At 43.4% G+C, this 12659-nt stretch carries 6 protein-coding genes, 1 tRNA gene and 3 rRNA genes; all 10 read left to right on the forward strand.

The genetic code is table 11. From position 1 onward, the window contains the following. Window position 1 precedes the first annotated feature (1 nt). The 10 genes from CKV67_RS01085 to CKV67_RS01130 all read left to right on the forward strand — a co-directional run bounded on the left by CKV67_RS01085 (window position 2) and on the right by CKV67_RS01130 (window position 12648). Window positions 2-77 (forward strand) — tRNA-Ala (locus CKV67_RS01085). A 275-nt stretch (window positions 78-352) separates the two neighbouring features. Continuing rightward, a 16S ribosomal RNA gene (locus CKV67_RS01090) occupies window positions 353-1902 on the forward strand. Window positions 1903-2149: 247 nt separating this feature from the next. Continuing rightward, window positions 2150-5082: ribosomal RNA gene (locus tag CKV67_RS01095) — 23S ribosomal RNA — on the forward strand. Window positions 5083-5159: 77 nt separating this feature from the next. Next, a 5S ribosomal RNA gene (gene rrf, locus CKV67_RS01100) occupies window positions 5160-5275 on the forward strand. Together the 16S, 23S and 5S rRNA genes with 1 tRNA gene alongside form the textbook arrangement of a ribosomal RNA operon. A gap of 142 nt (window positions 5276-5417) precedes the next feature. Next, the gene (locus CKV67_RS01105) at window positions 5418-5876 is read left to right on the forward strand and encodes a CtsR family transcriptional regulator (RefSeq protein WP_014091756.1); all 459 of its coding nucleotides are present in this window, start codon (window positions 5418-5420) and stop codon (window positions 5874-5876) included. A 13-nt stretch (window positions 5877-5889) separates the two neighbouring features. Then, window positions 5890-6408 (forward strand): UvrB/UvrC motif-containing protein, encoded by a 519-nt coding sequence (locus tag CKV67_RS01110; RefSeq protein WP_014091757.1) that lies wholly within the window; start codon window positions 5890-5892, stop codon window positions 6406-6408. Further along, entirely contained in the window at window positions 6405-7436 is a 1032-nt protein-coding gene (locus tag CKV67_RS01115; RefSeq protein ID WP_014091758.1) for a protein arginine kinase, read from the forward strand. Before CKV67_RS01110 ends, CKV67_RS01115 begins: the two co-directional genes overlap by 4 nt. Window positions 7437-7455: 19 nt before the next feature. Further along, window positions 7456-9918: an ATP-dependent Clp protease ATP-binding subunit gene (locus tag CKV67_RS01120; RefSeq protein WP_014091759.1), complete on the forward strand. Its 2463-nt coding sequence runs from the start codon at window positions 7456-7458 to the stop codon at window positions 9916-9918. A 149-nt stretch (window positions 9919-10067) separates the two neighbouring features. Continuing rightward, entirely contained in the window at window positions 10068-11441 is a 1374-nt protein-coding gene (gene radA / locus CKV67_RS01125; RefSeq protein WP_014091760.1) for a DNA repair protein RadA, read from the forward strand. A gap of 133 nt (window positions 11442-11574) precedes the next feature. Next, the gene (locus tag CKV67_RS01130) at window positions 11575-12648 is read left to right on the forward strand and encodes a PIN/TRAM domain-containing protein (RefSeq protein ID WP_014091761.1); all 1074 of its coding nucleotides are present in this window, start codon (window positions 11575-11577) and stop codon (window positions 12646-12648) included. Window positions 12649-12659: the final 11 nt, after the last annotated feature.

Here is a 12659-nt window from a genome sequence, read left to right on the forward strand (position 1 = left end):
TGGGGCCTTAGCTCAGCTGGGAGAGCGCCTGCTTTGCACGCAGGAGGTCAGCGGTTCGATCCCGCTAGGCTCCACCAAATTTATTTTCTAAAAGGTATTGACATTTATTAGGGAATAGAGTAAGATATAAGAGTTGCTGCTAAACACGGCGACGAAGAAAGCTGACCTTTGAAAACTGAACAAAGAAGAAGACGAAAAGCAATGAGACGTAAAGTCTCACTGGTAATCGCAGGGCAGAAAACAGAAAGCTGTTTTCAACAAAACAAACTAGTAATTTAATTGCTAGCGAAGTCAATTTGACGCAAGGAATCTTATTCACGGTGTTGAATAAGTATTCAAATTCAATTTATATTTTAAAGAGAGTTTGATCCTGGCTCAGGACGAACGCTGGCGGCGTGCCTAATACATGCAAGTCGAACGAACGGAGGAAGAGCTTGCTCTTCCAATGTTAGTGGCGGACGGGTGAGTAACACGTGGGCAACCTGCCTGTAAGTTGGGGATAACTCCGGGAAACCGGGGCTAATACCGAATGATAAGTAGTGACGCATGTCATCACTTTGAAAGATGGTTTCGGCTATCGCTTACAGATGGGCCCGCGGTGCATTAGCTAGTTGGTAGGGTAAAGGCCTACCAAGGCAACGATGCATAGCCGACCTGAGAGGGTGATCGGCCACACTGGGACTGAGACACGGCCCAGACTCCTACGGGAGGCAGCAGTAGGGAATCTTCCGCAATGGACGAAAGTCTGACGGAGCAACGCCGCGTGTATGAAGAAGGTTTTCGGATCGTAAAGTACTGTTGTTAGAGAAGAACAAGGATAAGAGTAACTGCTTGTCCCTTGACGGTATCTAACCAGAAAGCCACGGCTAACTACGTGCCAGCAGCCGCGGTAATACGTAGGTGGCAAGCGTTGTCCGGATTTATTGGGCGTAAAGCGCGCGCAGGCGGTCTTTTAAGTCTGATGTGAAAGCCCCCGGCTTAACCGGGGAGGGTCATTGGAAACTGGAAGACTGGAGTGCAGAAGAGGAGAGTGGAATTCCACGTGTAGCGGTGAAATGCGTAGATATGTGGAGGAACACCAGTGGCGAAGGCGACTCTCTGGTCTGTAACTGACGCTGAGGCGCGAAAGCGTGGGGAGCAAACAGGATTAGATACCCTGGTAGTCCACGCCGTAAACGATGAGTGCTAAGTGTTAGGGGGTTTCCGCCCCTTAGTGCTGCAGCTAACGCATTAAGCACTCCGCCTGGGGAGTACGACCGCAAGGTTGAAACTCAAAGGAATTGACGGGGGCCCGCACAAGCGGTGGAGCATGTGGTTTAATTCGAAGCAACGCGAAGAACCTTACCAGGTCTTGACATCCTTTGACCACTCTGGAGACAGAGCTTTCCCTTCGGGGACAAAGTGACAGGTGGTGCATGGTTGTCGTCAGCTCGTGTCGTGAGATGTTGGGTTAAGTCCCGCAACGAGCGCAACCCTTGATTTTAGTTGCCAGCATTTAGTTGGGCACTCTAAAGTGACTGCCGGTGCAAGCCGGAGGAAGGTGGGGATGACGTCAAATCATCATGCCCCTTATGACCTGGGCTACACACGTGCTACAATGGATGGTACAAAGGGTCGCGAAGCCGCGAGGTGGAGCCAATCCCATAAAACCATTCTCAGTTCGGATTGTAGGCTGCAACTCGCCTACATGAAGCCGGAATCGCTAGTAATCGCGGATCAGCATGCCGCGGTGAATACGTTCCCGGGCCTTGTACACACCGCCCGTCACACCACGAGAGTTTGTAACACCCGAAGTCGGTAGGGTAACCTTTTAGGAGCCAGCCGCCGAAGGTGGGACAGATAATTGGGGTGAAGTCGTAACAAGGTAGCCGTATCGGAAGGTGCGGCTGGATCACCTCCTTTCTAAGGAAAAGGAAACCTGTGAGTTTTCGTTCTTCTCTGTTTGTTCAGTTTTGAGAGGTTAATTCTTCTCTATACTGTTTGTTCTTTGAAAACTAGATAAGAAAGTTAGTAAAGTTAGCATAAATAGGTAACTATTTATGACACAAGTAACCGAGAATCATCTGAAAGTGAATCTTTCATCTGATTGGAAGTATCATCGCTGATACGAAAAATCAGAAAAACAACCTTTACTTCATCGAAGTAAATTGGTTAAGTTAGAAAGGGCGCACGGTGGATGCCTTGGCACTAGGAGCCGAAGAAGGACGGGACTAACACCGATATGCTTTGGGGAGCTGTACGTAAGCGTTGATCCAGAGATTTCCGAATGGGGGAACCCACTATCTTTAGTCGGATAGTATCCTTACGTGAATACATAGCGTGAGGAAGGCAGACCCAGGGAACTGAAACATCTAAGTACCTGGAGGAAGAGAAAGAAAAATCGATTTCCTGAGTAGCGGCGAGCGAAACGGAAAAAGCCCAAACCAAGAAGCTTGCTTCTTGGGGTTGTAGGACACTCTATACGGAGTTACAAAAGAAAGTTATAAATGAAGCGGTCTGGAAAGGCCCGCCAAAGACGGTAACAGCCCGGTAGTTGAAATAGCTTTCCCTCCAGAGTGGATCCTGAGTACGGCGGAACACGTGAAATTCCGTCGGAATCCGGGAGGACCATCTCCCAAGGCTAAATACTCCCTAGTGACCGATAGTGAACCAGTACCGTGAGGGAAAGGTGAAAAGCACCCCGGAAGGGGAGTGAAACAGTTCCTGAAACCGTGTGCCTACAAGTAGTTAGAGCCCGTTAATGGGTGATAGCGTGCCTTTTGTAGAATGAACCGGCGAGTTACGATTTGTTGCAAGGTTAAGCGGAAAAAGCGGAGCCGTAGCGAAAGCGAGTCTGAATAGGGCGAATAAGTAACAGGTCGTAGACCCGAAACCAGGTGATCTACCCATGTCCAGGATGAAGGTAAGGTAATACTTACTGGAGGTCCGAACCCACGCACGTTGAAAAGTGCGGGGATGAGGTGTGGGTAGCGGAGAAATTCCAATCGAACTTGGAGATAGCTGGTTCTCTCCGAAATAGCTTTAGGGCTAGCCTCGAGGTAAAGAGTCATGGAGGTAGAGCACTGTTTGGACTAGGGGCCCTTCTCGGGTTACCGAATTCAGATAAACTCCGAATGCCATGTACTTATACTCGGGAGTCAGACTGCGAGTGATAAGATCCGTAGTCGAAAGGGAAACAGCCCAGACCACCAGTTAAGGTCCCCAAATATATGTTAAGTGGAAAAGGATGTGGGGTTGCTTAGACAACCAGGATGTTGGCTTAGAAGCAGCCACCATTGAAAGAGTGCGTAATAGCTCACTGGTCGAGTGACCCCGCGCCGAAAATGTACCGGGGCTAAACATATTACCGAAACTGTGGATGAACCTCTTATAGAGGTTCGTGGTAGGAGAGCGTTCTAAGGGCGGTGAAGTCAGACCGGAAGGACTGGTGGAGCGCTTAGAAGTGAGAATGCCGGTATGAGTAGCGAAAGAAGGGTGAGAATCCCTTCCACCGAATATCTAAGGTTTCCTGAGGAAGGCTCGTCCGCTCAGGGTTAGTCGGGACCTAAGCCGAGGCCGATAGGCGTAGGCGATGGACAACAGGTAGAGATTCCTGTACCAGTGCTAATTGTTTAACCGATGGGGTGACACAGAAGGATAGGGAATCGCACGAATGGAAATGTGCGTCCAAGCAGTGAGTGTGAGAAGTAGGCAAATCCGCTTCTCGCGAAGCATGAGCTGTGATGGGGAAGGAAATGAAGTACGGAAGTTCCTGATTTCACGCTGTCAAGAAAAGCCTCTAGGAAGAGTAGTACTGCCCGTACCGCAAACCGACACAGGTAGATGAGGAGAGAATCCTAAGGTGAGCGAGAGAACTCTCGTTAAGGAACTCGGCAAAATGACCCCGTAACTTCGGGAGAAGGGGTGCTCTATTAGGGTGCAAGCCCGAGAGAGCCGCAGTGAATAGGCCCAGGCGACTGTTTAGCAAAAACACAGGTCTCTGCAAAACCGTAAGGTGACGTATAGGGGCTGACGCCTGCCCGGTGCTGGAAGGTTAAGAGGAGTGCTTAGCTTCGGCGAAGGTACGAATTGAAGCCCCAGTAAACGGCGGCCGTAACTATAACGGTCCTAAGGTAGCGAAATTCCTTGTCGGGTAAGTTCCGACCCGCACGAAAGGCGCAACGATCTGGGCACTGTCTCAACGAGAGACTCGGTGAAATTATAGTACCTGTGAAGATGCAGGTTACCCGCGACAGGACGGAAAGACCCCGTGGAGCTTTACTGCAACCTGATATGGAATGTTTGTACCGCTTGTACAGGATAGGTAGGAGCCGAAGAGACGTGTGCGCTAGCATACGAGGAGGCAATGGTGGGATACTACCCTGGCTGTATGACCATTCTAACCCGCCACGCTTAGCGCGTGGGGAGACAGTGTCAGGTGGGCAGTTTGACTGGGGCGGTCGCCTCCTAAAGAGTAACGGAGGCGCCCAAAGGTTCCCTCAGAATGGATGGAAATCATTCGCAGAGTGTAAAGGCACAAGGGAGCTTGACTGCGAGACTGACAAGTCGAGCAGGGACGAAAGTCGGGCTTAGTGATCCGGTGGTTCCGCATGGAAGGGCCATCGCTCAACGGATAAAAGCTACCCCGGGGATAACAGGCTTATCTCCCCCAAGAGTCCACATCGACGGGGAGGTTTGGCACCTCGATGTCGGCTCGTCGCATCCTGGGGCTGTAGTCGGTCCCAAGGGTTGGGCTGTTCGCCCATTAAAGCGGCACGCGAGCTGGGTTCAGAACGTCGTGAGACAGTTCGGTCCCTATCCGTCGCGGGCGCAGGAAATTTGAGAGGAGCTGTCCTTAGTACGAGAGGACCGGGATGGACACACCGCTGGTGTACCAGTTGTTCCGCCAGGAGCATCGCTGGGTAGCTATGTGTGGCAGGGATAAACGCTGAAAGCATCTAAGCGTGAAGCCCCCCTCAAGATGAGATTTCCCATTTCTTCGGAAAGTAAGATCCCTGAAAGATGATCAGGTAGATAGGTTTGGAGTGGAAGTGTAGCGATACATGGAGCGGACAAATACTAATCGATCGAGGACTTAACCAAAAAATGAAACGAAGTTACCTAACTGAACCCTTTCTTCTCTAGTTTTGAGAGAGCAATCTTTCAACAATTCAATATTGTCTGGTAGTTATGGCGAGAAGGTCACACCCGTTCCCATCCCGAACACGGTAGTTAAGCTTCTCTGCGCCAATGGTAGTTGGGGGCTTCCCCCTGCGAGAGTAGGTCGCTGCCGGGCAATTTGAAAAGTCCTAATTCGTTAGGACTTTTTTTGTGTAAAAAGATAAATAAATTGCTAATAGGTAAGGTTATCTAGTATAATTAAAGTCAAAAATAGTCAAAGTCAGTAATTGGGAGAATATAGAAAGGAGAGCCTTATAATGAAAAATATTTCTGATATTATAGAAGCTTATTTAAAACAAGTACTGGAGTCTAGTGAAGCAGTCGAAATTAAAAGAAGCGAGATTGCTGATAAGTTTGAATGTGTACCGTCACAAATCAATTACGTTATTAATACCAGATTTACAATGGAGCGTGGATATATTGTTGAAAGTAAACGTGGTGGTGGAGGATACATTCGGATTATCAAAGTTAAAATGAATGATAAACTGCAGTTATTGGAAGCTATCATATCTATGGTTCATGATAAAAAGGTATCTCAATCTTTCTCAGAAGATGTTATTTTAAGATTGCTTGAGGAAGATGTTATAACGAAGAAAGAAGCGAGATTGATGGTGGCAGCATTAGATCGAGAAGTTTTAATTTTACAATTACCGGATCGAGATGTTTTGCGTAGTAAAATATTAGAAGCGATGTTAGTTGCTTTGAAATATGATTAGGGTGTGATAACTTATGATATGTCAAAGATGTGGAAAAAATAAGGCTGTTATTGCTTTGCAACAGTTAAAGGATGCTGGGAAAGTAGAGTCGCTATATTTATGTGAGAGTTGTGCTACTGATGAAGCTCTTGCATCAGAGAAAGACTTAGTTAAGGCGATGGATACATTTAGTGAAGTTGCTTTAGATTTTTTAACACTCTTACAGAAAGAAGAAGCGGTACAGAAAAAAATGGTTTGTGAAAAATGCCATTTATCTTTTGAAGAATTTTTACAAACGAATCGTGTTGGTTGTGAAGCATGTTACTCAGCTTTTCAAGCACAATTGGTGCCAATTATTGGGCGTGTGCAAAATGGCTATAAGAAGCATATCGGAAAAGTTCCTAAAGAAATTGAACGTGCGGAAGATGTGCAAAATGAAATTATTCGTCTTCAAGAGAAGTTAAATCAATTAATTAAGAATGAAGAATTTGAGGATGCCGCGATTGTGCGTGATGAAATTCGAGATTTGAAGGCTGGGGGTGAGGATAAATGAATGTATTTGAACCTCGGCTTAGTTCTTGGTTAGAGAATGATGGGGACGATGATGATGTAGTACTTAGTTCGCGAATCCGATTAGCTAGGAATTTAAAAAATGAACCATTTCCAATTTATGAGCAAAAAGAAGGAACGATGGATACTATTTCCGCTGTTTTTGATAATAATTTTACCCTATTTAAAATGAACGAAATTTCTAAGCTTGAGAAGGCTCTTTTGGTGGAGAAACATTTAATTAGTCCTTATTTGATGAACAAGAGTCAGCATGGGGCAGTTCTTTTAAATGAAGAAGAGAATGTTAGTATTATGTTGAATGAAGAGGATCACTTGAGAATTCAGTGTATGACACCGGGATTAAGGTTGTTTGATGCACTGGAAGCAGCTCTCCAAATTGATAGTTATGTAGAAGATAAGGTTGTTTATGCTTTTGATAAGCAGTTTGGGTATTTGACTAGTTGTGTGACGAATATTGGGACTGGAATGAGGGCCTCTGTTATGGTTCATTTGCCAGGACTTGTCACGACTAAAAGGATTAAAAATGTGGTTGAAGCGATTAGGAGCCTTGGTTTTGTGGTAAGAGGTATATACGGGGAAGGTAGCATGCCCGCGAGTAATATCTTCCAAGTATCTAATCAAGTGACGCTTGGAAAAACAGAAACTGAAATTGTGGAAGATTTAACGCAAGTAATGGAACAAATTATTATGCAAGAACGAGTGGCTAGAACGACTTTGAAGCAAAAATTTCATATAGCACTTGAGGACCGAGTTTTTAGGTCATATGGTTTGCTTAGAAATTGTCGGATTATTTCTATTCAAGAAGCAGCAGATGCTATTTCTGATATTCGGTTAGGTGTTGAATTAGGATTTTTCGAGCATATTTCTCGCAAAAAAATGAATGAGTTGGTACTATTCTCGCAACCAGCTTTTTTAAGGATAGAAGCTGGACGAGATATGGATGCCTTAGAAGAGAAAGTAATACGAGCCAAAGTGATTCGCGAGATTTTGGGCGATAATGGAATTGGCTGAGGATAAGGAGGAAACAACAATGATGTTTGGACGTTTTACGCAAAGAGCTCAGAAAGTACTCGCTTTGTCACAAGAAGAGGCAATGCGCTTGAATCATAGTAATTTAGGTACGGAACATATACTGCTTGGACTTGTTAGAGAGGGAGAAGGGATTGCAGCAAAAGCGCTCTATGAACTTGGAATTAGTGCTGAAAAAGTTCAACAAGAAGTAGAAGGATTAATTGGTCATGGCGAAAAAGCTGTAACGACCATTCAATATACACCTCGAGCTAAAAAGGTAATTGAACTTTCAATGGATGAAGCACGGAAACTTGGACATACGTATGTTGGAACAGAGCATATTCTATTAGGACTTATTCGGGAAGGTGAAGGAGTTGCCGCTCGAGTTTTAAGCAATCTAGGTATTAGCTTGAATAAAGCTAGACAACAAGTATTGCAACTGCTTGGTGGCGGGGATGCAACTGGAGCTGGAAGACAAACTAATACGCAAGCGACGCCTACGTTAGACAGTTTAGCTCGTGATTTGACTGTTATTGCTCGTGAGGATAATTTGGATCCGGTTATTGGCCGCTCTAAAGAAATTCAACGTGTGATTGAAGTGTTAAGTCGTCGGACAAAAAATAATCCAGTTCTTATTGGGGAACCAGGTGTAGGTAAAACAGCGATTGCTGAGGGGCTAGCACAGCAAATTGTACGTAATGAAGTTCCTGAGACGTTGCGCGGAAAGCGTGTAATGACGCTTGATATGGGGACTGTAGTTGCAGGAACTAAATATCGCGGTGAATTTGAAGACCGATTGAAAAAAGTAATGGATGAAATTCGCCAAGCTGGAAATGTGATTTTATTTATTGACGAACTTCATACGTTAATTGGTGCTGGTGGAGCGGAAGGTGCAATTGATGCATCTAACATTTTGAAGCCACCTCTAGCTCGTGGAGAGTTGCAATGTATTGGTGCAACAACGCTTGATGAGTACCGGAAATATATTGAAAAAGACGCAGCACTTGAAAGGCGTTTCCAACCAATTAAAGTAGATGAACCGACTGTTGAGGAATCCATTCAAATTTTACATGGCTTACGTGATCGTTATGAAGCGCATCACCGGGTTGCTATTACTGATGCGGCGCTTGATGCAGCAGTTCGCTTATCGGACCGCTACATTTCTGACCGCTTCTTACCAGACAAAGCAATTGATGTGATTGATGAAGCTGGTTCTAAAGTTCGGTTGAAATCTTTTACAACACCCAAAAATGTAAAAGAAATGGAGAATAACTTAACAGATTTGAAGAAGGAAAAAGATGCAGCTGTGCAAGGTCAAGAATTCGAAAAAGCGGCAGCATTACGAGATAAAGAGCATAAACTTAAAAAATCTTTAGAAGAAACAAAAGCAAATTGGAAAGAAAAACAAGGGCTTGATCATAGTGAAGTGACAGAAGATATTGTTGCAGAAGTTGTAGCTAGTTGGACTGGAATTCCGGTTGCAAAACTTGCTGAAACGGAAACAAATAAATTACTTAACATGGAAAAACTTTTACATGAGCGAGTAATTGGTCAGGATGCTGCTGTTAAAGCTGTATCCCTAGCCGTTCGTCGGGCGCGTGCTGGACTTAAAGATCCGAAGCGTCCAATAGGTTCCTTTATTTTCCTTGGACCAACTGGTGTCGGAAAAACCGAACTTGCTCGTGCACTTGCGGAGTCAATGTTTGGTGATGAAGATTCAATGATTCGGATTGATATGTCAGAGTATATGGAGAAATTTTCAACTGCTCGTTTAGTTGGGGCTCCTCCTGGTTACGTTGGTTATGAAGAAGGTGGACAATTAACTGAGAAAGTCCGTCAAAAACCTTATTCAGTAGTTCTTTTAGATGAGATTGAAAAAGCACATCCAGATGTATTTAATATGTTGCTACAAGTGCTAGATGATGGTCGTTTAACAGATTCTAAAGGACGTGTAGTTGATTTTAGAAATACGGTTATCATCATGACCTCGAATATTGGTGCACAAGAAATGAAACAAGATAAATCGATGGGCTTTAATGTAATTGACCCACTTAAAGATCATAAAGCAATGGAACACCGCGTTTTACAAGATTTAAAACAAGCGTTCCGTCCAGAGTTTATCAATCGCATTGATGAAACCATTGTGTTCCATTCGCTTCAAGAGAAAGAGCTAAAACAAATTGTAACGCTTCTAACTGCACAATTAACTAAACGCCTTGCTGAACGTGATATACATGTGAAGCTGACAGAAGGCGCGAAAGCTAAAATTGCAAAAGACGGTTATGACCCAGAATACGGGGCTCGTCCTTTGAAACGGGCAATTCAAAAAGAAGTAGAGGATATGCTTTCTGAAGAGTTGCTTCGTGGAAATATCAAAGTGGGAGATACAATTGAAATTGGTGTGAAAGATGGGAAGCTGAAAGTTAGACAAAAAGCTGCACCTAAAAAGAAAGCTACACCTAAAAAAGTTAAAACAAAATAAATAGAGAGCCTTTCCTAAGAAATTTAGGAAAGGTTTTTTAAAACGCGAAAATACAAGATTTATGGCCAAAATACGAGTTTAATTAAAAGGCTTAACGCGAACAGATGATCTGTGGTAAAATGAAGCATATGTATGGAGGGGTGTTAGAAATGGCTAAGGCAAAAAGGACGACCAAATTTGTATGTCAGGCATGTGGATATGAATCGCCAAAATGGATGGGGAAATGTCCGAATTGCAACGAGTGGAATCAAATGGTGGAGGCGCTAGAACCATCTAAGAAATCACGCTCAGCTTTTAATCATACTGGGGAAGCGGCAAAAGCAACTCCGATTACGCAGATTGCCAGCGAAGAAGAGGCTCGAGTAGAGACACGTATGCCTGAGTTAAATCGTGTACTTGGTGGTGGAGTTGTCCCAGGATCTATGGTACTAGTTGGTGGGGATCCAGGTATTGGTAAATCAACACTTTTACTTCAAGTATCAGCACAACTAACGCTGACAAATAAAAAAGTACTGTATATTTCTGGGGAGGAATCAATCAAACAAACAAAACTTCGAGCTGAGCGATTGCAAGTTTCAGGAGATAATTTATATGTTTACGCGGAAACGAATTTAGAAGCAGTGCAAGAAACGATTGATTTTGTGAAACCAGATTTTGTTGTAATTGACTCTATTCAAACAGTGTATCATCCAGATGTCACCAGTGCTGCTGGAAGCGTATCTCAAGTTCGTGAATGTACGGCGGCTTTAATGCGAATCGCTAAAATGCAAAATATCGCTATTTTTATAGTAGGGCATGTAACAAAAGAAGGCGCAATTGCAGGACCACGTTTACTTGAACACATGGTAGATACGGTGCTCTATTTTGAGGGAGAGCGCCACCATGCTTACCGAATTTTGCGTGCTGTGAAGAACCGTTTTGGATCAACGAATGAAATTGGTATTTTTGAAATGCGTGATGTAGGTCTTGTTGAAGTTGCCAATCCATCGGAAGTCTTCCTAGAAGAACGTTTAGAAGGAGCATCAGGTTCAACGGTAGTTGCATCTATGGAAGGAACACGCCCAGTACTTGTCGAAATTCAAGCCCTTGTTTCACCAACCATGTTTGGAAATGCAAAACGAATGGCAACGGGAATTGATTATAATAAAGTATCATTGATAATGGCTGTTTTGGAAAAGAGAGTAGGATTAATGCTACAAAATCAAGACGCTTATCTGAAAGCAGCAGGTGGAGTGAAATTGGACGAACCGGCTGTAGATTTAGCTGTGGCTGTAAGTGTAGCATCAAGTTACCGAGATAAACCGACTAAAAGTACTGATTGCTTTATCGGCGAACTAGGTTTAACTGGAGAAATTCGTCGAGTGGCAAGAATTGAACAACGCGTACAAGAGGCGGCAAAACTTGGATTCAAACGAATTTTCATTCCGAAAAATAATGAAGGTACTTGGAAAATACCAAAAGATGTGCAAGTGGTTGGAGTAGAAACAATTGGGGAAGCTTTGAAGAAGGCATTGCCAGACTGAAAATAAATACTTGAGAGATTCCGTGAGTACTATTTGCGGTATCGTCTTTTAATAGTGTAGAATAGTGCTATATGTATATTTGATAATAGCTCAAATATGCCTATAAATATAAAAACGGAGAGGGGGAAACTAAATGCTTACATGGGTAATTCGAATATGTTTTTTGATTCTTGGCGGGACAACGGGAGTCTTTTCATTGCCAATGCTTTGGACAAAACTAGGAATAGGGCATATTCTGCTAATTAATAATCCTTATACTAATGCTCTGATTGGTGCACTTATATTTTATCTTATTACTTTTTGGGCGGTGAAATATGTAGAAGCCGCACTTAATTGGTTAGAGGAAAAATTAGCTAAAATTGCTATTGCCACACTTGTTTATGGCGGACTTGGTTTGTTTGTAGGTTTAGTTATTGCGTTTTTTGCTAGCAATGCGCTAAGTCAAACAAATATTCCACTTTTAAATTCGGTAGTACCAGTTATTTTAACATTAGTACTTGGTTATTTAGGATTCCGGATTGGGATTAGTCGTCGCAATGAATTTGGGAATTTTGTCAATAACAGAAATGCGAAGAAAAAAACACCAGAGGAAGAGCGTACGGAGGAGAAATCTAAGAAAACCTATAAAATTTTGGATACGAGTGTCATTATTGATGGACGTATTGCGGATATTTTAGCAACAGGCTTTTTGGATGGAACAGTGGTTATTCCACTATTCGTACTAGCTGAACTTCAACATATTGCAGATTCATCGGATACGCTTAAGCGGACAAGAGGTCGTCGTGGATTAGACATTTTAAATCGAATCCAAAAAGAAGAATCTATTCAAGTAGAAATGTATGAAGGTGACTTTGAAGATACGCCTGAAGTAGACAGTAAACTTGTGAAACTTGCTAAAGTAATGGGTGGAATTGTCGTTACCAATGATTATAATTTAAATAAAGTATGTGAATTCCAGAATGTACCAGTTCTAAATATTAATGATTTGGCAAATGCCGTGAAACCAGTTGTTTTACCAGGTGAGAAAATGACTGTTCTTATGGTGAAAGATGGAAAAGAGCATAACCAAGGTGTGGCATATCTAGATGATGGGACAATGATTGTTGTAGAAGATGGCCGTAAATTTATTAATGAGACTATTCAAGTAGAAGTAACTAGTGTGCTTCAAACATCAGCAGGAAGAATGATTTTTGCTAAACCATCCTGAGTGGAAGGAGT

The sequence above is a fragment of the Listeria ivanovii subsp. ivanovii genome, assembly GCF_900187025.1.
GTDB classification, from domain to species: Bacteria; Bacillota; Bacilli; order Lactobacillales; family Listeriaceae; genus Listeria; species Listeria ivanovii.